At 71.7% G+C, this 24971-nt stretch carries 19 protein-coding genes and 1 pseudogene; 5 read left to right on the forward strand and 15 right to left on the reverse strand.

Annotated elements, in window-relative coordinates; all coding sequences use genetic code 11:
* Nucleotides 1–63 precede the first annotated feature (63 nt).
* From ilvC to E1281_RS05400, 4 genes and pseudogenes are all read right to left on the reverse strand, one after another.
* Complete coding sequence (gene ilvC, locus E1281_RS05385) at nucleotides 64–1047, reverse strand: ketol-acid reductoisomerase (RefSeq protein WP_131876017.1); 984 nt, start codon at nucleotides 1045–1047, stop codon at nucleotides 64–66.
* 47 nt (nucleotides 1048–1094) lie between these two features.
* A complete protein-coding gene (gene ilvN, locus E1281_RS05390) occupies nucleotides 1095–1619 on the reverse strand; it encodes an acetolactate synthase small subunit (protein ID WP_131876018.1) in 525 nt (174 codons plus the stop codon).
* 5 nt (nucleotides 1620–1624) lie between these two features.
* Nucleotides 1625–3394: pseudogene (locus E1281_RS05395) on the reverse strand (acetolactate synthase large subunit); the annotation flags it as partial.
* Between the two features lie 226 nt (nucleotides 3395–3620).
* Nucleotides 3621–6482 (reverse strand): GGDEF domain-containing protein, encoded by a 2862-nt coding sequence (locus tag E1281_RS05400; RefSeq protein WP_131876020.1) that lies wholly within the window; start codon nucleotides 6480–6482, stop codon nucleotides 3621–3623.
* Between the two features lie 516 nt (nucleotides 6483–6998).
* Here E1281_RS05400 and E1281_RS05405 point away from each other — a divergent pair.
* Entirely contained in the window at nucleotides 6999–8105 is a 1107-nt protein-coding gene (locus E1281_RS05405; protein WP_131876021.1) for a PQQ-dependent sugar dehydrogenase, read from the forward strand.
* A gap of 45 nt (nucleotides 8106–8150) precedes the next feature.
* Nucleotides 8151–8717 (forward strand): suppressor of fused domain protein, encoded by a 567-nt coding sequence (locus E1281_RS05410; protein ID WP_131876022.1) that lies wholly within the window; start codon nucleotides 8151–8153, stop codon nucleotides 8715–8717.
* A 51-nt stretch (nucleotides 8718–8768) separates the two neighbouring features.
* Here E1281_RS05410 and E1281_RS05415 read toward each other — a convergent pair whose 3' ends face one another.
* The 4 genes from E1281_RS05415 to gatC all read right to left on the reverse strand — a co-directional run bounded on the left by E1281_RS05415 (nucleotide 8769) and on the right by gatC (nucleotide 12804).
* Entirely contained in the window at nucleotides 8769–9392 is a 624-nt protein-coding gene (locus E1281_RS05415; RefSeq protein WP_131876023.1) for a Uma2 family endonuclease, read from the reverse strand.
* 117 nt (nucleotides 9393–9509) lie between these two features.
* Nucleotides 9510–10994, reverse strand: coding sequence for an Asp-tRNA(Asn)/Glu-tRNA(Gln) amidotransferase subunit GatB (gene gatB, locus E1281_RS05420; protein ID WP_131876035.1), 1485 nt, complete (start codon nucleotides 10992–10994; stop codon nucleotides 9510–9512).
* A gap of 14 nt (nucleotides 10995–11008) precedes the next feature.
* Nucleotides 11009–12505 (reverse strand): Asp-tRNA(Asn)/Glu-tRNA(Gln) amidotransferase subunit GatA, encoded by a 1497-nt coding sequence (gatA, locus tag E1281_RS05425; RefSeq protein ID WP_207943114.1) that lies wholly within the window; start codon nucleotides 12503–12505, stop codon nucleotides 11009–11011.
* Nucleotides 12505–12804, reverse strand: a complete 300-nt coding sequence (gatC, locus tag E1281_RS05430; RefSeq protein ID WP_131876025.1) for an Asp-tRNA(Asn)/Glu-tRNA(Gln) amidotransferase subunit GatC — start codon at nucleotides 12802–12804, stop codon at nucleotides 12505–12507. The genes gatA and gatC overlap by 1 nt, the downstream gene beginning before the upstream one ends.
* Before the next feature lie 232 nt (nucleotides 12805–13036).
* Between gatC and E1281_RS05435 the strand changes: the two genes are divergently transcribed.
* Entirely contained in the window at nucleotides 13037–13243 is a 207-nt protein-coding gene (locus E1281_RS05435) for a hypothetical protein (protein ID WP_131876026.1), read from the forward strand.
* Between the two features lie 139 nt (nucleotides 13244–13382).
* On the opposite strand, the gene E1281_RS05440 is transcribed toward E1281_RS05435, so the two are convergent.
* The 5 genes from E1281_RS05440 to mnmA form a co-directional block, all read right to left on the reverse strand.
* On the reverse strand, nucleotides 13383–15494 hold the full coding sequence (locus E1281_RS05440; protein WP_131876027.1) for an EAL domain-containing protein: 2112 nt from the start codon (nucleotides 15492–15494) through the stop codon (nucleotides 13383–13385).
* 254 nt (nucleotides 15495–15748) lie between these two features.
* Nucleotides 15749–17917: an NAD-dependent DNA ligase LigA gene (ligA, locus tag E1281_RS05445; RefSeq protein WP_131876028.1), complete on the reverse strand. Its 2169-nt coding sequence runs from the start codon at nucleotides 17915–17917 to the stop codon at nucleotides 15749–15751.
* A gap of 51 nt (nucleotides 17918–17968) precedes the next feature.
* Entirely contained in the window at nucleotides 17969–18979 is a 1011-nt protein-coding gene (locus E1281_RS05450) for a methionine synthase (protein ID WP_131876029.1), read from the reverse strand.
* Nucleotides 18980–19004: 25 nt separating this feature from the next.
* Complete coding sequence (locus tag E1281_RS05455) at nucleotides 19005–19823, reverse strand: LLM class F420-dependent oxidoreductase (RefSeq protein ID WP_131876030.1); 819 nt, start codon at nucleotides 19821–19823, stop codon at nucleotides 19005–19007.
* A gap of 123 nt (nucleotides 19824–19946) precedes the next feature.
* A complete protein-coding gene (gene mnmA / locus E1281_RS05460; protein WP_279433594.1) occupies nucleotides 19947–21080 on the reverse strand; it encodes a tRNA 2-thiouridine(34) synthase MnmA in 1134 nt (377 codons plus the stop codon).
* Nucleotides 21081–21147: 67 nt separating this feature from the next.
* On the opposite strand from mnmA, the gene E1281_RS05465 reads away from it, so the two are divergent.
* Nucleotides 21148–22227, forward strand: coding sequence for a DUF695 domain-containing protein (locus tag E1281_RS05465; protein ID WP_131876031.1), 1080 nt, complete (start codon nucleotides 21148–21150; stop codon nucleotides 22225–22227).
* Between the two features lie 9 nt (nucleotides 22228–22236).
* Here E1281_RS05465 and E1281_RS05470 read toward each other — a convergent pair whose 3' ends face one another.
* On the reverse strand, nucleotides 22237–23067 hold the full coding sequence (locus tag E1281_RS05470) for a DUF1206 domain-containing protein (protein ID WP_207943115.1): 831 nt from the start codon (nucleotides 23065–23067) through the stop codon (nucleotides 22237–22239).
* Nucleotides 23068–23127: 60 nt separating this feature from the next.
* A complete protein-coding gene (locus E1281_RS05475) occupies nucleotides 23128–24303 on the reverse strand; it encodes a cysteine desulfurase family protein (RefSeq protein ID WP_131876038.1) in 1176 nt (391 codons plus the stop codon).
* Between the two features lie 113 nt (nucleotides 24304–24416).
* On the opposite strand from E1281_RS05475, the gene E1281_RS05480 reads away from it, so the two are divergent.
* Nucleotides 24417–24950, forward strand: a complete 534-nt coding sequence (locus tag E1281_RS05480) for a TetR/AcrR family transcriptional regulator (protein WP_131876032.1) — start codon at nucleotides 24417–24419, stop codon at nucleotides 24948–24950.
* The last annotated feature ends 21 nt before the right edge of the window (nucleotides 24951–24971 follow it).

The raw sequence follows: 24971 nt of genomic DNA on the forward strand, positions 1-24971 counted from the left end.
CGCGGCGTGCCGCCCTCACCGAGAGCCTGGGAAGGGCGGCACGCCGCGGGCCGCGACGAGGCGTCAGGCCTTGAGCCAGCTCATCATGGGACGCAGCTCGGCACCGGTCTTCTCGACCGGGTGCTCGGCGAGCTCCTCGCGGTACTTGCGGAACTGCTTCTGGCCGCCCTCGAACTCGTCCACCAGCTCCTTGGCGTACTGGCCGGACTGGATCTCGCCGAGGATCTTCTTCATCGCGGCCTTGGTCTCCGGCGTGATCACGCGCGAGCCGCGGCTGTAGCCGCCGTACTCGGCGTTGTCGGACACCGACCAGTACATCTTGGAGACGCCGCCCTCGTAGATGAGGTCGATGATCAGCTTCAGCTCGTGCAGGACCTCGAAGTAGGCCACCTCCGGCTGGTAGCCGGCCTCGGTGAGCACCTCGAACCCGGTCTTGATCAGCTCGGAGACGCCGCCGCACAGCACCGTCTGCTCACCGAACAGGTCGGTCTCGGTCTCCTCGGTGAACGTGGTCCTGATGCCCCCGGCGCGCAGGCCGCCGATGGCCTTGGCGTAGGAGAGGGCGAGCGCCCAGGCGTTGCCGGACGGGTCCTTCTCCACGGCCACGATCACCGGGACGCCGCGCCCGGCGACGAACTGGCGGCGGACGAGGTGCCCCGGGCCCTTCGGCGCCACCATCGCCACGTCCACGCCCTCCGGAGGCTGGACGAGGTCGTAGCGGATGCTGAAGCCGTGCCCGAAGAACAGCGCGTCGCCCTCGACCAGCGCGGGCCTGATGTCCTTCTCGAAGATCTCCCGGTGGTGGTGGTCGGGAGCGAGCAGCATGATGAGGTCGGCCTCCTCGGCCGCCTCCGCCGGGGTGACGACGCGCAGCCCCTCGGCCTCCGCCTTCTCCCGGCTGGCCGAGCCCTCACGGAGCCCGACCCGCACGTCGACACCGGAGTCGCGCAGGGAGAGCGCGTGCGCGTGCCCCTGGCTGCCGTATCCGATGATCGCCACGTGCCGGCCCTGGATCACGCTCAGATCGGCGGCGTCGTCGTAGAACATCTCAGCCACAGTGCTGTTGCCTTTCGTTGATGTGGTTGTTCACCGGATCATGCGCTGCGCTCGATGGCCCGCAGCGAGCGGTCGGTGATGGAGCGGGCGCCGCGGCCGATGGCCACCATGCCCGACTGCACCAGTTCCTTGATGCCGAACGGCTCCAGGACCTTGATGAACGCGTCCAGCTTGTCACGGTTGCCGGTGGCCTCGATGGTCACGGCGTCGGGCGCGACGTCCACGACCTTGGCGCGGAACAGCTGGACGGTCTCCAGGACCTGCGAGCGCGTCTCGGCGTCGGCGCGCACCTTGACCAGCACGAGCTCGCGCTGGACGGACGCCGAGGAGTCGAGCTCGACGATCTTCAGGACGTTGATCAGCTTGTTGAGCTGCTTGGTGACCTGTTCGAGCGGGAGGTCGGCGACGTTCACCACGATCGTCATCCGGGAGATCTCCGGGTGCTCGGTGACGCCGACCGCGAGGGACTCGATGTTGAAGCCGCGCCGGGAGAACAGCGAGGCGACCCGGGCCAGGATGCCGGGCTTGTTCTCCACGAGCACCGACAGGGTGTGCAGGCTCATCGGGGTCAGTCTCCGTTCTCCCACTCGGGCGCCAGGTCCCGGGCGATCTTGATGTCGTCGTTGGTCGTGCCGGCCGCGACCATCGGCCAGACCATGGCGTCCTTGTGCACGATGAAGTCGATCACGACGGGGGCGTCGTTGATCTCCATGGCCTTGGCGATGACCTCGTCGACGTCTTCGGCCTTCTCGCAGCGCAGGCCGACGCAGCCGTACGCCTCGGCGAGCTTGACGAAGTCGGGGATGCGCTTGGCCGCGTGCTCGGACCGGTCGTGCAGGGTGGTGTTGGAGTACCGCTCGTTGTAGAAGAGCGTCTGCCACTGCCGGACCATGCCGAGGTTCCCGTTGTTGATCACGGCGATCTTGACCGGGATGCCCTCGATCGCGCAGGTCGCGAGCTCCTGGTTGGTCATCTGGAAGCAGCCGTCGCCGTCGATCGCCCAGACCGTCGTGCCGGGCGCGCCGACCTTGGCGCCCATCGCCGCGGGGACGGCGTAGCCCATCGTCCCGGCGCCGCCGGAGTTCAGGAACGCGCCGGGCCGCTCGTACTTGATGAACTGCGCGGCCCACATCTGGTGCTGGCCGACGCCCGCGACGTAGTACGCCTCGGGCCCGGCGATCCGCCCGATGCGCTCGATGACGTACTGCGGCGACAGCGACCCGTCGTCCGGTTCGTCGTAGCCCAGCGGGTACGTGTCGCGCCAGGCGTCGAGCTGCCGCCACCAGTCGGTGTAGTCGCCCTTGTGCCCCGCCTCGTGCTCGTTCTGGACGGCGACGATCAGGTCGGCGATGACCTCGCGGGCGTCGCCGACGATCGGGACGTCGGCGTGCCGGTTCTTGGAGATCTCCGCCGGGTCGATGTCGGCGTGCACGATCTTCGCGCCGGGCGCGAACCCGTCGAGCTTCCCGGTGACGCGGTCGTCGAACCGGGCGCCGAGGTTGACCAGCAGGTCGGACCGCTGCAGCGCGCCGACCGCCCCGACCGTGCCGTGCATGCCCGGCATGCCCATGTGCAGCGGGTGGCTGTCGGGCAGCGCGCCCTTGGCCATCAGCGTGGTGACGACGGGCGCGCCGGTCAGTTCGGCCAGCACCTTCAGCTCGCCGGACGCGCCGGCCTTCAGGACGCCGCCGCCGACGTACAGCACCGGGCGCTCGGCCTGGACGATCAGCCGTGCCGCCTCGCGGACCTGCTTGGAGTGCGGCCGGGTGACGGGCCGGTACCCGGGGAGCTGCGGCGCGACGGGCCACTCGAAGCCGACCGTGGCCTGGAGGGCGTCCTTGGCGATGTCGACGAGGACCGGTCCGGGGCGGCCCGTCGAGGCGATGTGGAACGCCTCGGCGATCGTGCGGCCGATGTCGGCGGCATCGGTCACCAGGAAGTTGTGCTTGGTGATCGGCATCGTGATGCCGGCGATGTCGGCCTCCTGGAAGCCGTCCGTCCCGATGAGGGAGGACGCCACCTGGCCGGTGATGGCCACCATCGGCACCGAGTCCATGTAGGCGTCGGAGATCGCGGTGACGAGGTTGGTCGCGCCCGGCCCGCTGGTGGCCATGCAGACGCCCACCTTGCCGGTCACCATCGCGTAGCCCTGGGCCGCGTGGCCGGCGCCCTGCTCGTGCCTGACGAGGATGTGGCGCAGCTTCGCGGAGTCGAAGAGCGGGTCGTAGGCCGGGAGGATCGCGCCCCCCGGGATGCCGAACACGGTGTCGACGCCGACGTTCTCCAGGGCGCGGACCAGCGCCTGGGCTCCCGTCATCTGTTCGGTCGTCATGTCTGCGTTTCCTTGGGGAGTTGAGTGGAGGCTCGCCGGGCAACAAAAAACCCCCGCCGCCGTGAAGCGGTCGAGGGGAGGCGCGCAGGACGAGGAGCTTGGTCAGCCTGCGCGCCGACCAAGTACTACGAGAATGGTGATGATGGTGCTCTGCACGAGCCCACTTTCGCCGATGTCCGGCCCCCGGTCAAATCCGTGGACACATGCTCTCGCATATTGAGACGAGACCCGCTCACCCCGGGAGGGGCAGCGGGACGTCGCCGGACTGGGCGTGGGCTTCGAGGTTCGTCCGCACCAGCGACTCGACCCGCTCGGCCGCCATCGGGCGCGCCACGAGGAAGCCCTGGCCGCGCGGGCACCCCATCTCGCGCAGCAGTTCCAGCTGCTCGGGCCGCTCGATGCCCTCCGCGACCACGGTCAGCCCGAGGTCGCTGCCGAGCCGCACGATCGTCCGGGTGAGCAGCGTCAGGGTCTCGTCCGACCCGAGGCCCGCCACGAACGACGGATCGATCTTGATGATGTCGACCGGGAGCTGGCCGAGGTAGGCGAGCGAGGCGTATCCGGTGCCGAAGTCGTCGATGGCCAGCCGCACCCCCAGCTCGCGCAGCTCGGACAGGCGCTCCACGTTCTGGCCCGCGTCCTCGACCAGGACCTCCTCCCGCACCTCCAGCGTGAGGGCCTGCGGCGGCAGCGCGGTCTCCGCCAGCGCCGCCGCGACGGACTCCACGAACCCGGGCGCGGCGATCTGCCGGGCGGTGAAGTTGACCGACAGGCCGACGTCCCACGCGTCGCCGCGCCACCGGGCGACCTCGCGGCACGCCTCCCGCAGTACCCAGTCGCCGAGCGGGATCATCAGGCCGGACTCCTCCGCCGGGCCGATGAACTCCTCCGGCGGCACGGCCTCACCCGCCCGCCACCAGCGCAGCAGCGCCTCGACGCCGGTCACCCGGGACGTCGCCAGGTCCACCACCGGCTGGAACTCGATCGCGAACTCCTCCTCGGCCAGCGCCTGCTGGAGGTCGCTGCCGAGTTCCAGCCGCCGCACGACGTCGGCGTGCATGTGCGGCGCGTACACCTCGACGCGCCCGCCGCCGAGCTCCTTGGCGCGCGCCATCGCCAGGTCGCCGTTGCGCAGCAGGTCGGCGGCGGTGCGGCGGAGCCGGCGGCCGTTCTCCGCGCCGTCGCCGCCGGCGGCGTCCGCGGGCCGCTCCTCGTCCCCGGCGAACGCGATGCCGACACTCGCCGTCAGCACGATGTGCTTGTTGCCGACCTGATAAGGGTCGGCCGAAAGTACCCGCAGGAGCCGTCCGGCGAGCTCGACTGTGGCACGAGTCTCACTCTCGTCCGGCGGAAGCTGGACGAGGACGGCGAACTCGTCGCCGCCCCAGCGGGCCACCGTGTCGTCGGACAGGACGTTGGCGCGCAGCCTCCGGGCGGCCTGCGCAAGCACCTGGTCCCCGGCCGCGTGCCCGTCCGAGTCGTTCACCGCGGTGAAGCCGTCCAGATCGACGAACACGACCGCGATCTCGCCGGAGGGCTGCCGCGACAGCACCTCCCGGGTACGTTCCTCCAGGTAGGAGCGGTTGGGCAGGCCCGTCAGGCCGTCGTGGAACGTCAGGTGCGCGACCTGGCGCTGCAGCGCCGCCTGCTCGCTGAGGTCCCGCGTCGTGACGAGGAGCCGCGAGGGCGCGCCGTCGGAGCCGCTGTAGCGCGAGATCGTGGACTCGGTCGGCAGCCACGTGCCGTCCGCCGCCCGGACGCGGCACGACACCCGCAGCGCCTCGTCGCCCTCCTCGTCGTCGAGGACGTCGAAGAACACCTGCTGGACGCGCGGGAGGTCCTCCGGGTGGACGATCCCGTGGAGCGGGCGCCCGAGCAGCTCCTCCGGCTCGTAGTGGTACGTCCGCAGGGCCCCGGCGCTGGCGTACTGGACGGTGGCGTCCAGGTCGCAGATCAGCACCGCGTCGTTGATGCTCTCCGACAGGGCGCGGAAGTGCTCCTCGCCGGTGTCGACGGCCCGGCGCAGCTCGTCGTTCTCCCGCAGCAGGCCCGCCAGCCGGGCGATCAGCACCAGCGCCGCCGTTCCCGCCGCGATCGAGATGCCGGGTTCGAGGCCGTTCCGCCCGGTGAGCGAGTGGCCCGCGATGAACAGGGCGGCCGCGGCGGCGATCGCGGCGGGCGCGATGCCGGGCCCGATCATGCGGCCGCACTCCTCGCCGGTCCGGCCCGCCGCGTCCTGCCCGGCCTCGCCGGTCGCGGCCGCGTCCTCGGCCACGTCCTCGGGGATGTCGTCGACGGGCGGCCCGGGCTCGGCGGCCGTGCCCGTCCACGGCACCAGCAGCAGGAGCAGGAGCCCGGCCAAGCGCAGGATGTCGGACGGGTCGTCGCCCGCCCCGCCGCCGTCCAGCCGGACGAACGTCGACACGATGTCGGCGGCCGCGATGGCGGTCAGCGCGCCGTACCCCATCCACGCGAGACGGCGGTGCCCGCGCGCGGCGCCGAGGACGAACGGCAGCGCGCCGCAGACGAACACGACGCCGATGAGCGGGTACAGCAGCTCCAGCGCGAACTCCGTCGGCGTCTCGCCGGTCTCGTGGTAGAGCGTCCCGAACAGGGCGACCCAGCCGAGCACGAACAGCGCGCAGGCGCAGACGTAGGTGTCGGCCGCGTACCGCAGCCACGTCCCCGCGTCGCGGGGCACCCTGATCGGCGCGACGAGGCCGACGACCAGCGCGGCCAGGGCGAACAGGTAGAAGAGGTCGGGCACCGACAGCGACATGGCGCTGCGGCCGTACCCGTCGGTCAGGGCACCGCCCACGGCGCCGACGAACCAGGACGCCGCGGCGATCCCGTACCAGCGCCAGGACGCCCGCCAGAGCCCGCCGGGGGCCGTGTCCGCCGGCCCGTCCGGCCGCCGGGACGACAGCAGCAGGGAGATCGCGGCGGCGCCCGCGGCGCCCGCCTCGGCCCAGGCGATGAAGGCCGTCCCGCCCCAGCCCAGCAGCGAACCGGTGGCGTACAGGATGCCGACGACCGCGGCCATGGCGACGGGCAGCGCACGGGGCGGCAGCCGCCTGGCGTTGTCGCCGCTCATCGCGCCGTGTCCCTTCCTGCCCCGGTGGAGCGTTCGGTCCCTGCAGACGCCGCACGCGCCAGGGAAGAGTTCGGGTCCACGACCCTCGCCGCCTAAAACGGTCGGAAGGCCATGAATCGTGCCCCGCGCAGGGGTCGGCGCGGGTCGGCGGCGAACCGGTCGACTTCGCCAGCCGGAGATCAGCGACGTTGCTGCCGAACGTCCCCATCCGGCCGGCCGGCCCGCCTCAGCTGGGGCGGCCTGCCGACGATGGGAATGTTCGCTACGGGATCACCGTGAGGTTCAATGTACGTTCGGTAGGTCACGGAGCGATTGAGGCTGGGCGTCCTCCCGGCGACAAACGACCTCGTCGAACGGCGGTTTGGGACGTCCGAAAGCAGATCGTCACGGATGCGGCGCCCTGCCCGGCAACACGCCGGGTGACCGCGTTCGGGTGCGGGTATCGCGGTGTGACGGAAATGAGCCCGGGACGGGAACGGCGGGCCCCTCGGATCCGTACTACCTACGGGAGGCGCTATGCGAAGGCAGTCCATCGTCCTGGTCTCGGCCGCGGTGCTCCTGGCCGCCTGCGGGTCCCCGTCCGGCGAGGGGGACGGCGGCTCGTACACCCCGCCGCCGCTGACCGCGAGCGGCTCGCCGGGGACGGGCGGCGGGTCCGGCGCGCCGGGCGAACCGCAGGCGGTCGCGACCGGCCTGGAGGTCCCGTGGGCGGCGGCGTTCCTGCCCGGCGGCGACGCGCTCGTGACCGAACGCGACAGCGCCCGCCTGATGCGCGTCACCCCGTCCGGCGAGAAGTCGGCCGTGGCGACGGTGCCCGGAGTGGAGCCCGGCGGCGAAGGCGGGCTGATGGGCGTCGCGGTGTCACCGGGCTATGCGAGCGACAAGCTCGTCTACCTGTACTTCACGGCGGCGTCCGACAACCGCGTCGTCCGCGCCACCTACGACGGAAACCGGCTCGGAGGCCTCGCACCCGTCGTCACCGGCATCCCGAAGGGCGGCAACCACAACGGCGGCCGCATCGAGTTCGGGCCCGACAAGATGCTGTACATCGCCACCGGCGAGGTCGGCGACACCGGGCTGTCCCAGGACAGGGAATCCCTCGGCGGCAAGATCCTCCGCGTCACGCCCGACGGGAAGGCCGCCCCGGACAACCCCTTCGGCAACCTCGTCTGGACGTACGGCCACCGCAACGTCCAGGGGCTCGCCTGGGACGACGAAGGCCGCCTCTACGCCACCGAGTTCGGCCAGAACACCTACGACGAGATCAACCTCATCGAGAAGGGCAAGAACTACGGCTGGCCCGAGGCCGAGGGCACCAGCGACAACGACGAGTTCACCGACCCCCTCCTCACCTGGACGACCGACGAGGCATCACCGTCCGGCCTCGCCTACGCCGACGGCTCCCTCTGGGCCGCCGCGCTCCGGGGCGAACGCCTCTGGCAGGTCCCCCTCGACGACGGCAAGGCGGGCAAGCCCAAGGCCCACTACAACTCCGAGTACGGCCGCCTTCGCGCCGTCGTCCAGGCCCCCGGCGGCTCCCTCTGGTTCACCACCAGCAACAAGGACGGCCGAGGCGACCCCGCCGGCGACGACGACCGCGTCCTCAACGTCCCCCTCGGCTGAGGCCATTGCAGGATCACCGTCAGCGCAGGCCGCTAACCTGCCTGGATGACAGACCCATCCCGATTCACGGGGCTCGCCGAGCACATGGAGCGGCATCTGGGGGAGGTCACTCACGCGCAGCCCCCGGACTTGGGCGGGCGCAACCGGGGATTCGCGATCGGCTTCCACCGGCATCCGGAGAGGGAGATGGTCAGCGCCGCGTCCACAGGCGTCCGGTTCCAGGAGGTCGAGGCTCGGATGCCGGAGGGGTTCGTGTGCTCGGCGCTGCCGGACCAGGACTTCGACGCGAGCTACCTGGTCCACGTCGTGGCCGACCGGGTCGTGCAGAGCGGCAAGGGGCACGAGTACGGCGGCGGCTACCTGAACGACGAACCACTGATCCCGGACACCGAGGTCGTCGGCCTCATGGCCCTCCCCCACCCGTACATGCCGGACGACTTCCACATCTTCCGGGATGAGGCAGGGGCTTCGGTACTCCAGGTCATCACCCTGATACCGGTGACGCTCCTGGAGTACCACTTCATGCGCGAGCACGATCTCCAGGCCCTCGTAGCGCACTGGCGCGACAAGGACACGGACATCCTCGACATCCACCGCCCCTCCGCCATCTGACACCCGGCGGCGTCCGTGACGGCGCCGGCGCCCCCTCCGGCTGACGTCGCGTCAGTACTCCAGCGCAGCCCAGTCCACGGTGATCGGAATGGGGACGGAGATCTCCGGCGGCCCTCCGGCTTCGGCCTTCATGACCGTGCCGGTGTGCTTGTACAGCAAGGTTGCAGGGTCGATCTGGTAGAGCTGAATGAGCGAGACTCCGGTGTCATCCAGGCGTGCGATCCAGTAGTGCGGGATCCCCGCCTTCGCGTACTCAGCCAGCTTGTCCATGGTGTCCTGTGTTTCGGATCCAGGCGACACGATCTCGACGACGAGGAGCGCATGCTCCGGCCGGAGACGATCACCCCGATCGATACATCTGTAGAGGATGACGTCAGGGCGGCGATTGGAGAGCGGAATGTCCCTAATCCGAAGATCGACATCGATGTTCGCGTCGAGGCAGTCATGGCCCCGCTTCATTGCCGAGCGAGCATGACGCTCGATCAGGGTGACCAGCCGCAGCCCCGCTTTCTGATGCTCACGAGTCGGTGATTCACAGAAGACCACGTAGCCGTCCACGATCTCGATCATCTTCGAGATGTCCTCGGGCAGGGCCTCATACTCCGCCGCGGTCATCTGCTCGGGCTGCTGACGAATGCTCAGCAGCCAGTAATCATCCGGCAGCGCCGCCATCATCACTCCCTTGAGATCCCACCATGCTGACCTGCTCAGCTTACGGACCGGGTCGGACAATCACCCGGGTATGCGTTGTCCGGTCGACCTTGCGCACGCCCGGGTGATCATTCCGCCGTTCTAGGAGGCGCCGAGCTTCTCCAGGATGAGTTCGCGGGCTCGGCCGGCGTCGGCCTGGCCTCGGGTTGCCTTCATGACGGCGCCGACGAGGGCGCCGGCGGCGGCGACCTTGCCGGCGCGGATCTTGTCGGCGACGTCGGCGTTGTCGGCGATGACCTGGTCGATCACCGAGGCGAGCTCGCCCTCGTCGCTGACGACCTTCAGGCCGCGGGCGGCCACGACCTCGTCCGGGGTCCCCTCGCCCGCCAGGACGCCCTCGAACACCTTGCGGGCGAGCTTGTCGTTCAGCTCCCCCGCGGAGATCATCGCCTGGATGCGGGCGACCTGCTCGGGCGTGATGGGCAGGTCGGCCAGCTCGACGCCCTGCTCGGTGGCCCGGCGGGACAGCTCGTTCATCCACCACTTGCGGGCGGACGGGGCGTCGGAGCCGTGCGCGATCGTCGCCTCGATGAGGTCGATGGCCCCGGCGTTGACGACGTCCCGCAGCTCCAGGTCGGAGAGGCTCCACTCGCGCTGGATGCGGCGGCGGCGCGCGGCCGGAAGCTCGGGCAGCGATGCGCGCAGCTCCTCCACCCAGTCGCGGGACGGCGCCATCGGCACCAGGTCCGGCTCGGGGAAGTAGCGGTAGTCCTGCGCCTCTTCCTTGCTGCGGCCGCTGGTGGTGCGGCCGGTGTCCTCGTGGAAGTGGCGGGTCTCCTGGACGATGCGCCCGCCGTCCGCCAGCACGCCCGCCTGCCGCTCGATCTCCGACCGGACCGCCCGCTCCACCGAGCGCAGCGAGTTGACGTTCTTGGTCTCGGTGCGGGTGCCCCACTCGGCCGCGCCCCGCGGCATCAGCGAGACGTTGACGTCGCAGCGCATCGAGCCCTGCTCCATGCGGACGTCCGACACGCCCAGCGAGCGGACCAGCTCGCGCAGCTCGGTCGCGTAGGCGCGGGCCACCAGCGGCGCCTTGTCGCCGGTCGCGGCGATCGGCTTGGTGACGATCTCGACCAGCGGGATCCCGGCCCGGTTGTAGTCGACCAGCGAGAACTCGGCGCCGTGGATGCGCCCGGTCGTGCCGCCGACGTGCAGCGACTTGCCGGTGTCCTCCTCCATGTGGACGCGCTCGATCTCGATCCGGTACGTCTCGCCCTCGACGTCGACGTCCAGGTACCCGTCGACGCACAGCGGCTCGTCGTACTGGGAGATCTGGAAGTTCTTCGGCATGTCCGGATAGAAGTAGTTCTTCCGGGCGAACCTGCACCACTCGACGATGTCGCAGTTGAGCGCGAGGCCGATCTTGATGATGCCCTCGATCGCGGCGTGGTTGGTGACCGGCAGCGAACCGGGCAGCCCCAGGCACACCGGGCACACCTGCGTGTTCGGCTCGGCGCCGAACCCGGTGGGGCAGCCGCAGAACATCTTGGACGCGGTACCCAGTTCGATGTGGGTCTCGATGCCGAGCACCGGCTCGAACCTGGCCAGCGCCTCGTCGTAGTCCATCAGGGTCGGAGTGGTCACTTCGCCTCCACCAGTTCCGGGGCCTGGGCCAGGAGGGGGCCGCCCCAGCGGTCTTCGAGGGCCCGCTCGACGGCGGCGCCGACGCGGTAGACGCGGTCGTCGCCGAGGACGGGGGCCATGATCTGCAGGCCGACCGGCAGGCCGTCCGACAGCCCGCACGGCACGGAGATCGCGGCGTTGCCGGTGAGGTTGGCCGGGATCGTGCACAGGTCGGCCAGGTACATCGCGACCGGGTCGTCGGCGCGCTCGCCGATCGGGAACGCGGTCGTCGGGGTGGTCGGCGACACCAGCACGTCCACCTGCTCGAACGCGGCCTCGAAGTCGCGCTTGATCAGCGTCCGGACCTGCTGCGCCTTGCCGTAGTAGGCGTCGTAGTAGCCCGACGACAGCGCGTAGGTGCCGAGCATGATGCGCCGCTTGACCTCGGGCCCGAAGCCCTCGGCCCGGGTCAGCGCCATGACCTCCTCGGCGCTCCGGCCGCCGTCGTCGCCGACGCGCATGCCGTACCGCATCGCGTCGAAGCGGGCCAGGTTGGACGAGCACTCCGACGGCGCGATGAGGTAGTAGGCGGGCAGCGCGTAGGTGAAGTTCGGGCAGGACACCTCGACGACCTTCGCGCCCAGGGACTCCAGAAGCTCGACCGTCTCGTTGAAGCGCGCCGTGACGCCCGGCTGGTAGCCCTCGCCCGCGAACTCCTTGACGACGCCGACGCGCAGCCCGTTGACGTCGGCGCGGCGCGCGGCCTCCACGACCGGCGGGACGGCCTCGGACACCGACGTCGAGTCCATCCGGTCGTGGCCGCTGAACGCCTCGTGCAGCAGCGCCGCGTCCAGCACGTTGCGTGCGAACGGACCGGGCGTGTCCAGCGACGACGCGAACGCGATCACGCCGTACCGGGACGACCCGCCGTAGGTGGGCTTCATGCCGACGATGCCGGTGACCGCCGCGGGCTGCCGGATCGACCCGCCCGTGTCGGTCCCGGTCGACAGCGGCGCCTCGTACGCGGCCACCGCCGCGGACGAGCCGCCCGACGAACCACCGGGGATGCGCTCCAGGTCCCACGGGTTGCGCGAGGTGAAGTAGGCGCTGTTCTCCGTGGACGACCCCATGGCGAACTCGTCCATGTTCGTCTTGCCGAGGATCACCAGCCCGGCCTCGCGCAGCCGCGCCGTCACCGTCGCGTCGTACGGCGGCCGCCACCCCTCAAGGATCTTCGACCCGGCGGTGGTGGGCATGTCCGTCGTGGTGAACACGTCCTTGTGGGCGATGGGGACCCCGGCCAGCGGGCCGAGCCGCTCCCCCGCCGCGCGCCGCTCGTCCACCTTCCGGGCCTGCGCCAGCGTCGCGTCGCGGTCGACGTGCAGGAACGCCTTCACCTGTCCGTCCACGGCGGCGATGCGGTCCAGATGCGCCTCGGCGACCTCGGCCGCGGAGGCCTCACCCGCGGCGAGCAGCTCCCCGAGCTCCGCCGCGCCCTTCCCGACCAGCTCCATCAGGCCTCCTCGTCCAGGATCCGGGGGACGCGGAAGCGCTGCTCCTCGGCGGCCGGCGCGCCGGCCAGGGCCTGCTCGGGCGCGAGGCTCGGCCGCACCTCGTCGGCCCGGTAGACGTTGGTCAGCGGCAGCGCGTGCGAGGTGGGCGGGATGTCCTCCGCCGCGACCTCCTGCACCCGCGCGACCGCGGAGATGATCTGGTCGAGCTGGGCGGCGAGCTGATCGAGCTCAGCGTCGCCGAGCGCCAGCCGTGACAGCCGGGCGAGATGCGAAACCTCGTCACGGGTGATGGCGGACATGAGAGAAACCGTTCCTGCGGACCGATGGGATTCAGCCCCCATCCTATTGGCCGCACCCCACCCACCCGACCGCATTTACGCGGCACCGCGACCGGCGCGCCCCTCCGATCCGCCCACCCCGCCGGGAGCAGGCCCGGCGGTGGGCGTTGCCCGGCATCACCGTGCTCGGACGGTCTATAGCGCAGCGGCCATCGCTGTGAACCACACCAAACCAAACACGGGAGGAGCACCTATGTGCCCCAAGTGCCAGAGCCGGCTGGACGACTACGTGCAGGGTGAGTTCAAGCTCATCGTCTGCCGGAACCCCCTCTGCACGTTCACCAAGACCGTCCACGGCGACACCGAAGTCGTCTACGACGTGACCGCCCCGACCACGGCCGCGACCCTCAAGGCCGTCGTCAAGGCCATCGGCTCCAAGATCATGGCCCGCATCGGCTAGGCCGGCGACCGTTAGGCCGCTGAACTAGAGCGGCCGCCACCCGCGTTCCGCCATGACCGCATGGCGGAACGTCCACCCCTGAGGGGCCCGGTACCACCGGGCCCCTCTCTCTTCGCCACCCGAGCCTTCACCCCCCGAGCTAGGGCCCGAAGGTGGAAGGGACCGCCAGGAAGGCGTCCCGGAGCCAGGTGGTGGCGGTCTCGGCGTCCATGGGGCGGCCGAAGTGCCAGCCCTGGGCGGCGTCGCAGCCCATCTCGCGGAGGGCCTGGGCGGTGGCCGGGTCCTCGACGCCTTCGGCGACCGAGCGCAGGCCCAGGGTGCGGACGAGGTCGACGATGGAGCGGACGATGACGGCGTCGTCGGTGGACTCGGTGAGGCGCCCCACGAACGAGGAGTCGATCTTGATCTCCTCGACGGGGAGGTGCTTGAGCCGGACGAGGGAGGAGTAGCCGGTGCCGAAGTCGTCCAGGCTGAGCGGGATGCCGAGGTCGGCGAGGGCGCCGACGGTGTCGGAGGCGTAGGCGGGCTCGTTCATGAGGATCCGCTCGGTGATCTCCAGCTGGAGGGCGGCGGCGGGCAGGCCGCGGGCCAGGAGGCCCTCCTCGATCGTCTCGGTGAGGCCGGTGTCGAGGAGGTCGCGTCCGGAGGCGTTGACGGCGATCTGGACGGTGAGGTCCTCGCGCCACCACGCGGCGGCCTGGGCGAGCGCGGCCCCCACGACGTGGTGGGTGATCGAGCGCATCAGGTACGTCTGCTCGGCGATGGGGAGGAACGCGGCGGGTTCGAGGATGCCCTTGTCGGGGTGGCGCCAGCGCAGGAGGGCCTCCATGCCGACGAGCTGGCCGTCCCGCAGGGAGATCTTCGGCTGGTAGAACAGCTCCAGCTCGGAGCGGTCGATGGCGCGGCGCAGGTCGCCGAGCATGCTGAGGCGGGCCGGGGAGTTGCGGTCCTTGGCCGGGGAGTAGATCTCGACGCCGGAGCGGGCCTCCTTGGCGTTGTACATGGCGACGTCGGCGCGCTGGAGGAGCAGCTCGAAGTCGGGCGCGTGGTCGGGGAACAGCGCGATGCCGACGCTGGCCTCCAGGTCGAACGACATGCCGTCGAGCCGGACGGGTTCGCTGAGCGCGGCGCGGAGCCGGGCGGCGACCTCGCGGGCGGCGGCCTCGTCGCGGACGGACGGCAGCAGCACCGCGAACTCGTCGCCGCCGAGCCGCGCGACGAGGTCGCCGGGGCGGACGCTGTGGGTGAGGCGGTGCGCGACGAGCTGGAGGAGGCGGTCGCCGGTGGGGTGCCCGAGCGTGTCGTTGACCTCCTTGAAGCGGTCGAGGTCGAGCAGGAACAGGCCGGCGCGGTGGCCGGGCGGTTCGGTCCTGAGCGGGAAGTGCTTGCCGAGCGCCCCGGCGCGCTGGGCGCGTTTCCCGGCGCCGCGGGCTTCGGCGAGGGCCTCCTCGGTCCGGACGATGAGGAGCTTGCGGTTGGGGAGGCCGGTGAGCCCGTCGTGCAGGGCCTGGTGCTCGCGCCGGACGGAGACCGAGGCGTTCAGGTAGACGGCGATGAACGGCAGCACGATCAGGGGCACGAACACCGCGGACCGGTCCATCGCGACGACCATCAGCGGGGCCAGGCCGAGCAGCGCCAGGTGCACGAGGACCTGGTACCCGAGGTCGAAGCGCAGCGCCTTCATGAGCGAGATCCGCTCGTGCAGGGCGACGGCGGAGCCGACGAGGGTGTCGTTGCAGGCGAAGTAGACCGCACCGGCGAGCGCTATCGCGGGCAGGTCCCTGCCGTCCGGCACCCACAGGTCCGTGGGGGTGGCGAGGTCGCCGAACAGGGCGAGGACGAGCTGGGCGGCGGCCAGGCTGAGCGTGTACTGCGCGGCGTTGAAGGCGATGCGGTGCGGGGTGCGGCCGCGGAAGATGCCGCAGGTGACGACGGCGATGACCTGGAGGGCGGCGGCGATCGGCAGGCCCGCGTACAGCAGCGCGGCGAACGAGAAGGTGGTGGAGGTCGTGGCGCCGTTGTTCTCGGTGGAGCCGGGGGTGATGATCGGCCGCAGCTCGCCGAAGATGATGAAGCAGCCGAGGATCCAGAACACCGGCGTGCTCGCGAGCGCGTCCAGGTCGGGCCCGCTCAGCCCGGAGAACGCGGTGGCGCAGGCGGCGACGCCGAGCACGATGACGACGACGAAGTAGATCCACAACGGGGAGCCGCGGCGTGGCGCCGTGTTCCGCGTGTTGTTCGGGTCCTTCATCACATCCTCGGGGGGTTCGGGGGGCTTCCCCCGGCACCGGGCGTCCCCGACCTCGGGGGACGCCCCCCGGGCGTTACGTCCGGAGATTCAGGTGTAGGTCGTGATGAGAGGGAGAGTACGGCCTCCGGTCAACTTCGCGAAACCGATTGCGTACGTTGCGTTATGCCCATTCTGTACCCGCCCCTCACCGTTGGGTAGCTGCAGTGTACCCCTGAGTAACCCAAAGCTGGTGAAAGCCCCCCGAACACTCCGCGTTATTCCTCGGCGCGGACGGTCACCTCCCTGGCCGCATCCGGCCCATCCGCCAGCAGGACGCGGAAGCCCTCCTCCGCCAGCACCGGCACGCCCAGCTTGACGGCCTTGTCGAACTTGGACCCCGGGCTGTCGCCCACGACCACGAAGCCCGTCTTCTTCGACACCGACCCGGACACCTTGCCCCCGAGCTTCTGCACCGCCTCGGTCGCCGAGTCGCGGCTGAACCCCTCCAGCGATCCGGTGATGACCACGCTGACGCCCTCCAGCGGGCGGGGCCCTCCGGCGCCCTCGTCCTGCATCCGGACCCCCGCGGCCCGCCACTTGTCGACGATCTCGCGGTGCCACCCGACGTCGAACCAGCTCTTGATCGACGCGGCGATCGCCGGGCCGACGCCGTCGACGGCGGCCAGTTCCTCCTCCGAGGCGTTCGCGATCGCGTCCATCGACCGCATCTCCCGGGCCAGGTCCTGCGCCGCCGAAGGCCCCACGTGCCGGATCGACAGCGCCACCAGCACCCGCCACAGCGGCTGCTTCTTCGCCTTCTCCAATTCGTCGAAGAGGACCTCGACGGTCTTCTTCGGCTCGCCCTCCTTGTTCGCGAAGAACGACACGACCTTGGGCTCGCCGGTCTTCGGATCGGTCTTGGAGGTGCCCGTCCGCTGGTCGAGGACGGGGCTCCGGATCGGGAGGAGCCGCTCGACGGTCAGGTGGAACAGGTCGCCCTCGTTCTTGACCGGCGGCTCATCCGGCTCCAGCGGCTGGGTGAGCGCCGTCGCCCCCACGTAGCCGAGCGCCTCGATGTCGAGCGCGTTGCGGCTGGCCACGAAGAACAGCCGCTCGCGCAGCTGCCCGGGGCAGTACTGCGCGTTCGGGCACCGGATGTCGGCGGCGCCCTCCTTCTCGTAGGCCAGCTCGGTGCCGCACTCGGGGCAGTGCGTCGGCATCTCGAACTCGCGTTCCGACCCGTCCCGCAGCGCGGCCACCGGCGCGACGATCTCGGGGATCACGTCGCCGGCCTTGCGCAGGACGACGGTGTCGCCGATCAGGACGCCCTTGCGCTTGACCTCGCCCTCGTTGTGCAGGGTGGCCCGCTCCACGGTCGACCCGGCGACCTTGACCGGCTCCATCACGCCGTAGGGGGTGACGCGCCCGGTCCGGCCCACCCCGACCTTGATGTCGAGGAGCTTGGTGTTGACCTCCTCCGGCGGGTACTTCCACGCGATCGCCCAGCGCGGCGCCCGGCTCGTCGACCCGAGCCGCCGCTGGAGCGAGAACTGGTCGACCTTGACGACCACGCCGTCGATCTCGTACGCGGTGCCGTGCCGGTTCTCGCCGTACTCGGCGATGTACTCGCGGACGGCGTCCATCCCGCCGAGGACCTTGTAGCGGTCGCTGACCGGCAGCCCCCAGCCGCGCATCAGCTCGTAGGCCCCGGACTGGCTCTCCGGCTGCGTCCCGCCGCGCCACGCGCCGTACCCGTGGACGAGCATGCCGAGCGGCCGCTGCGCCGTGACCCGCGGGTCCTTCTGCCGCAGCGATCCCGCCGCCGCGTTGCGCGGGTTGGCGAACGGGTCCTTGCCGGCCTCCACCTGCGCGGCGTTGACCTGCTCGAACCCCTCGACCGGGAGGAAGACCTCGCCGCGGACCTCCAGCACGTCCGGCCAGCCCTCGCCCGCCAGCCGGTGCGGGATGTCGGCGATGCTGCGGACGTTGTTGGTGACGTCCTCGCCCGTGCGCCCGTCGCCGCGGGTGACGCCGCGCACCAGCCGCCCGTCCTCGTAGGTCAGCGCGATGGCCAGCCCGTCGATCTTCAGCTCGCACAGGTAGCCGGCGACCTCGCCGACCTCCTTGACCACACGCTCGTCCCACGCGACCAGCTCGTCGGCGTTCATCGCGTTGTCGAGGCTCTGCATTCGCTCCAGGTGCCGGACGGTCGCGAAGTCGGTGACGATCGGCGCGCCGACCCGCTGCGTCGGCGAGTCGGGCGTGACCAGCTCCGGATGCCGCGCCTCCAGCTCCTGCAGCTCCCGCATCCGCCGGTCGTAGTCGGCGTCGGTGAGGGCGGGGCTGTCGAGGACGTAGTAGCGGTAGTTGGCCTCGTCGATCTCCCGGCTCAGCTCCAGGTGCCGCTGCCGCGCCTCGGTGGGAACGCCGTCGCTCATGGTCATGCCCCTATTGTCGCCGCCGCGTCCGACAATACGAGCCCCGCCACACCAGGGTCAGCCGGCGGCCAAGAGCATCCGGGCCGTGTCGCGGCAGCGTTTCAGCGCGTCGCGGACGTAGCGCGGGGACGCGCCGGCCATCCCGCACGCCGGGGTGACCACGACCTGTTCCGCCATCCGGGCGGGCGGGAATCCGAGCCGCCGCCACAGCGCCTTGACCGGTTCCGCGGTCGCCTGGAGGGACGGGAGGACGGCGTCGGTTCCGGGCACCGCGCCGAGCAGGAGGCCCGTCCCGGCTTCGATCGTCTCGCCCACGGCGTCGTCGTCGCGCTTCGGCATGAGCCGCAGGTCGGCCGAGATGGCCTTCGCGCCCGCGCCGCGCAGCAGGGCGTAGGGGACGTTCCGGGCACAGCAGTGCACGATCGGGAACGCGGCGCCGTCCGCGCAGGCGGTCTCGATCACCGTCCGGAGCGTGTCCTCGGCGACGGGCTCCTCGATCGCCCGCAGCCGCGAGAACCCGCTGGCGGTCGGGACCGTGCCGGCGAGCGCCGCGGGCAGGCCCGGCTCGTCCAGCTGAAGGACGATCCGCGCCGCGGGCAGCCGGCGCCGGACATCGGCGACGTGCGCGGCGGCGCCCTCGGCGAGCGAGGCGGCCAGGTCGCGGACCGCGCCCGGGTCCTTGATCGCCCGGTCGCCGTGCCGCAGTTCGATCGCGGCGGCCAGCGTCCACGGCCCGCACACCTGGATCTTGAAGGGCCCGTCGTGGCCGCCCGCGAGCTCCTCAAGGACGTCCAGGTCACGAGCGAGGTGGTCGCGGGAGCGGAGGGTGTCGCGTCCCGGGCGGTCGGAGAACCGCCAGCCGGACGGCTCCACACGCGCCGGCATGTCGACCAGCAGCCCGGCCGTCCGGCCGACCATGTCGGCGCCGACGCCGCGCGCGGGCAGTTCCGGCAGATGCGGAAGCTCAGGCAGCTCCCCGAGGACGGTCCGCAACGCCTCCCCCGGGTCGTCGCCCGGATAGGACCCGGCCCCGGTCGCCGTCCCGGCCTCCCACGGATAACTCGTCACACCCGGAAGCCTAGCGGCGCGGTGATCACGTCAGTGCCGCGAGGCGGTCCAGGTAGCGAAGGGTGTCGTCCTCGGGCAGCGTCGGCAGGTTGAACAGGAGCTCGTCCACACCGGCGGCCTCCAACTCCTCCACCGCTCCAGGATCGCGCGGCACCCCGAAGACCGTCACCGGGAGCCGGCGTCCCGCCCGCTCGCGCAGCTCGGTGACCATCGCCGCGAGCCGGTCGGTGCCGCGGCCGTAGATCGGCATCCAGCCGTCGCCGAACTCCAGGACCCGGTCGAACGTCGTGGGCCCCGCCCCGCCGATCATGACGGGCGGATGCGGGTCCTGGACGGGCTTCGGGTAGCAGAACACCGGGTCGAAGTCGACGAACTCCCCGTGGAACTCCGCCTCGTCCTTCGTCCACAGCTCCTTGACGGCCAGCACGCGCTCGCGCAGGAGCCGCATCCTGGTCGCCGGGTCGGTGCCGTGGTTGCGCATCTCCTCCCGGTTCCAGCCCGCGCCGACGCCGAGCACGGCCCGCCCGCCCGAGATCAGGTCGAGGGAGGCGACCTCCTTGGCCAGCAGGATCGGGTCCCGCTGGACGATCAGCGCGATCCCAGTGCCGACCCGCAGCCGCTCGGTGGCGGTCGCGGCGGCCGACAGCGCGACGAGCGGGTCGAGCGTCCGGTAGTACTGCCGCGGCAGCTCCGCCCCGCCGGGCCACGGCGACTCGCGCTTCACCGGGATGTGCGTGTGCTCGGCCAGGTACACCGACCCGAACCCGCGCTCCTCCAACGCCCGCCCCAGCGCCCCCGGCGCGACCCCGTCATCCGTAACGAACGTCGAAACACCAAATTTCACGATGACGAGCCTATTGCAGGCCCAGCCATCGCTCACCTCAGCCGTTGCGATCGCGTGCGAAGCCAGGTTCGAGCTTGCGAGAAACTGATCGCGGAGCGAGCCGCCAGGCGAGCCGGAGCGATGCTAGCGATCGCCGCTGTGGCCGCTGAAGGAGGGCGCCCCAGCGCCCGACGCCGAGGGCACTGCAATGGACACAGTGGAGGATGCCAGGACTCGGTCTTCGGCGTAGAGGACGGCGGCCTGGCCTGGGGCGACGCCGCGGGCGGGCGTGGACAGGCGGATGCGCAGGGTGTCGCCGTCCTGCTCGGCCGTGCAGGGGTACACCTCGCCGTGCGCGCGGAGCTGGACGTCGCACTCGAACGGGCCGCCGCTGGGCTCGCTCAGCCACACCGGGCGCTCGGCCGTGATCTCGTGGACGTCCAGCGACTCGCGCGGCCCCACGGTCACCGTGTTGGTCACCGGGGAGATGTCCAGGACGTAGCGGGGGCGCCCGTCCGGCGCGGGGGTGCCCAAGCGGAGCCCCTTGCGCTGGCCGATCGTGTAGCCGTGGGCGCCCTCGTGCTCACCGACCTCGTTGCCGTCGGTGTCGACGACCGGGCCGGGCGCCGAGCCGAGCCGCTCGGCCAGGAAGCCCCGCGTGTCGCCGTCGGCGATGAAGCAGATGTCGTGGCTGTCGGGCTTGTCCGCCACCTGGAGGCCGCGCCGCTCCGCCTCCCGCCGGATGTCGGCCTTGGACGTGTCGCCGAGCGGGAACAGGGCGTGCGCGAGCTGCTCGGGCGTGCACACCGCCAGCACGTACGACTGGTCCTTGCCCTCGTCGACGCCGCGCCGCAGGACGGGGGTCGCGCCGGAGGCGTCCAGCCGGGCGTAGTGGCCGGTGCAGACGGCGTCGAAGCCGAGCGCCATCGCGCGGTCCAGCAGCGCCTCGAACTTGATCTTCTCGTTGCAGCGCAGGCACGGGTTCGGGGTGCGGCCCGCCGCGTACTCGCTGACGAAGTCCTCCACGACGTCCCGGTGGAAGCGCTCGGCGAGATCCCACACGTAGAACGGGATGCCGATCACGTCGGCGGCGCGGCGCGCGTCCCGGGAGTCCTCCAGGGTGCAGCAGCCGCGCGCCCCCGTCCGGTAGGACTGGGGATTGCTGGACAGGGCCATGTGGACGCCGGTGACGTCGTGCCCCGCCTCGGCGGCTCGGGCGGCGGCCACGGCGGAGTCGACGCCGCCGGACATGGCGGCGAGTACGCGCAGCGAAGTCATAGTCCTTCGAGCGTACGCGGCGTGGCCCGGTCCTCCGTTCTCATTTCCGCGTACGATTGGGGCCGCTATGGGAATCTTCCGTCGTCCGCGCGAGACGCCAGTCGTGACGCCGCCCGCGATCAGCGAGTTCTGGGAGTGGTGGGCGCAGGCCCGCCCGACGATCGAGGCCTCGCTGTCGGCCGGGCCCGACCAGCCCGAGGCGGAGACGCCCGGTGAGGGGCTGTCCGCCGAGGCGATCGAGGAGCTGTCCCGCCGCGTCCACAAGATCCACTCCGGGCTCCAGTGGGAGATCGGCGGCACCGACGACCGGTCGCCGTCCCTCACCGTGACCGGCGGCGGCGACCCCGAGCTGCGCGGGCTGACCGAGCGCTGGGCGCGCTCGGCGCCCGCCACCAAGAGCGCGGCCGGCGGGTGGAGTTTCCATCCCGCGCGCCAGCCCGACGCCGAGATGCTCACCCAGGACCTCGTCCTCGGCGACCACGAGTTCGACCTGGAGTACGTCCGGCTCGGCATGCGCGCCGACACCGACCGGGCACGCGTGCATGTCAGCGCCTACCATCCCGACTTCCTGTTCGTGGCCGAGGAGCAGCAGCTCCAGGTGGCGCTGAACGTCCTGCACTGGGCCCTCGGAGAGGACGACGTCGCCCGCTGGATCGGCGAGATCACCATCGCGACCGAGGCGCCGATCGACTCGCTGCCGCCGTCGATGCTGGCCGCGGTGGTCGAGCAGATCGCCGAGCCGTTCACCGAGCCCGCGTGGCTCACCGGCGAGGGCCGCACGCCGCGCGGCCACCCGGCCCGCCTCGGCGCACGGTTCCCGCTGCACCGCCAGGACTACCCGCTCTGCGACCTGCACGTGGCGATCAGCGTCCCGTACGCCAACAGCAACCCCGACCGGCTCCCCGTCGAGCCGTCGTCGGGCGCCCTGCGCGCGTTCGAGAAGAAGCTCACCAGGCTCGGCGACCGCGCGGTCCTCGCCGTCCGCGAGACCGGTGACGGCCTGCGGGTCTTCCACCTCTACGCCGACCCCGACTCCGGGGTCATCTCCGAGCTCGACCAGCTCGCCGCGGGCTGGCCGGAGGGCAAGGCCAAGGTCGCCTCCACCAGTGACCCCGGCTGGCGCGCCCTGGCCCCCTACCAGCCCTGACGCCCCACCTCAACGGGACGCGTCGACCTTGCGCCAGCGGGCCTCGCAGAGGGAGTACAGGCCGAAGATCAGGAGGCCCGCGGCCACCGCGACCAGACCCCAGGCCCCGGCCGGGGTCGCGGCGAACTCGCGGAGGGTTCCGTCCAGCCCCTTCGCCTTGTCCGGCTGGAAGGTGACGGCGGCGTAGGCGAGGAACGCGCCGACGCCCGCGCCGACGAGACCGCGTGCGGCGTTGCCGGTGATCCCGAACGGCTGGACGAGGCGGCGCGCGGCCCGGCTCATCCGGCCGGTGTCCAGCTCGTCCAGGAACGCCCGGCGGGCGGCGTTGACGACCGTCACCACGCCCCACACCAGGAAGCCCGCCGCGACGGCCAGGACGAGCCAGCGTCCGCCGGTCTCGGCCATCGCCCGCGCGGTGAACGTCCTGGACTGCTGATCGCTCGACGTGCCCTGGTGCCCGAGCAGGAATCCCAGGGTCGCCGCGGCACCGGCCGTGTACACGAGGCCGCGGGCGGCCGACCCCACCCGCTCGGTGGGCTTGTCGCCGTCCGGTACGGGGCGTCCGTACAGGACCTCGGCGAGCTGCCAGACGGCGAGCGCGGCGAAACCGGCCGCCATCAGCCACAGGACGGCGGTGCCGCCGGGCCCGTCCGCGACGATCTGGAGGGCGCCCTTCCGCTCGGCCTGCCCGCCGCCGCCGAATCCGATCTGAAGCGCCAGCCAGCCGACGAGCAGGTAGATGAGGCCGCGGGCGACGAGGCCCACCCGGGACAAGAGATGAAGCGACGGATGTCCGGCGGCCTTGCGGCCCGCTCGCTTCATCGTGCTGTCAGTCGCCATCGCGCCACCTTCCAAGAGGACGGCAACGCTGTCCCCGTTCAAGGGACGGTCAAACGCGGGTCAGGAGAGACCGGCGCGGCGTGCGCGCTCGACGACGGGGCCGATGGCGTCGGCGAGGGCCTTCACGTCGGCCTCGGTGGAGGTGTGGCCGAGGCTGAAGCGCAGCGAGCCGCGGGCGCGTTCGGCGCCGGTGCCCATCGCCGTCAGGACGTGGCTGGGCTGGGAGACGCCGGCGGAGCACGCCGAACCCGTGGAGCAGGCGATGCCGTGCGCGTCCAGCAGCATGAGCAGGGCGTCGCCCTCGCAGCCGGGGAAGGAGAAGTGCGCGTTGCCGGGGAGCCGGTCGACGGGGTCGCCGTTCAGGATCGCGTCGGGCACGGCGGCGCGGACGGCCTCGATCAGCCGGTCGCGCAGTTCGGTGAGGCGGTGCGCCTCGGCCTCCCGGTGCGCGACCGTGGCGTGGACGGCGGCGGCGAACCCCGCGATGGCGGGCGTGTCGAGCGTCCCGGACCGGACGTCGCGCTCATGGCCGCCGCCGTGCAGTAGCGGGACCGGGTCGAGGAAGACGGGCTCCTTGGGCTTGGCCAGGAGCAGGGCTCCCACACCGAGCGGGCCGCCGAGCTTGTGGCCGGTGATGGTGAGCGCCTGCGCGCCGCTCGCCGCGAACCGGACGGGCAGCGTCCCGGCGGCCTGCACGGCGTCGGTGTGCAGGGGGACGCCGTGCTCGCGGGCGGCGGCGGCCAGTTCGGCGACGGGCTGGACGGTGCCCACCTCGTTGTTGGCCCACATCACGGTCGCCAGAGCGACGTCGTCCCCGGAGCCCAGCGCCTCGCGCAGCGCCTCCGGCCGGACGCGGCCCTGCTCGTCCACGGGGATCCACTCGACCTGGGCGCCCTCGTGGCCGGCGAGCCACTCGGCGGTGTCCAGGACGGCGTGGTGCTCGACGGCGCCGGCCAGGACGCGGGTGCGGGCGGGATCGGCGGCGCGGCGGGCCCAGTAGAGACCCTTGACCGCGAGGTTGTCGGCCTCGGTGCCGCCGGAGGTGAACACGATCTCGCTCGGCCGGGCGTCGAACGCCTCGGCGATGATCTCGCGGGACTCCTCGACGACCCGGCGGGCGCGCCGGCCCACCGCGTGCAGCGAGGACGGGTTGCCGAGCTCGCGCAGCTCCGCCGTCATCGCCTCGATGGCCTCGGGCAGCATCGGGGTCGTCGCTGCATGGTCGAGGTAGGTCACCACGGGGTCAACAGTATCCACGCCGCTCGTGTTCCCTTGTGGGTGGCCGGGGAATGGCCGGGGCGGGTCCGCCGTTACGATCTATACCGTCCAGCCGGTACAGTAGAACGGTCATGATGAAGGAAGCCCTCTTGGACGCCGCCGAAGCCGTCCTCTCCGAGCAGGGGACGCAGGCGCTGACGCTCACCGCGGTCGCGGACCGCGCCGGCGTCAGCAAGGGAGGGCTGCTCTACCACTTCCCCACCAAGGAGGCGCTCGTCCGGGCGATGGTGGCACGGGTCATCGAGGAGTTCGACGACCTGATCGCCTCCTACATCGGCTCCTACGGGGACGGCACGCCGGGCGCCTACACCCGGGCCTACGTCGAGGCCACGTTCGAGATCCTCACCGGCGAGGCCCGCGCCTACCGGCGGTGGTCGGCCATCACGGCCGCCGCGGCGGACCCGGAGCAGGCCGAGCCGCTGAACGAGGCGATGCGGCGCTGGCACGGCCGCTCCCCGGCGGAGGACCCCGACCCGGGCACGGCGATGGTGGTCCGGCTCGCGGCCGAGGGCCTCTGGGAAGTGGTGAGCCATGACCCCGCGATCTATGACGCGGACCAGCTCGAAGCGCTGAGGCGGCGGCTCCTGGACCTCCTGGAGCGATGACCCCCGGGGCGCCGCCCGCCC

This window comes from Actinomadura sp. KC345, assembly GCF_004348515.1.
In the GTDB taxonomy this organism is placed as follows: Bacteria; Actinomycetota; Actinomycetes; order Streptosporangiales; family Streptosporangiaceae; genus Spirillospora.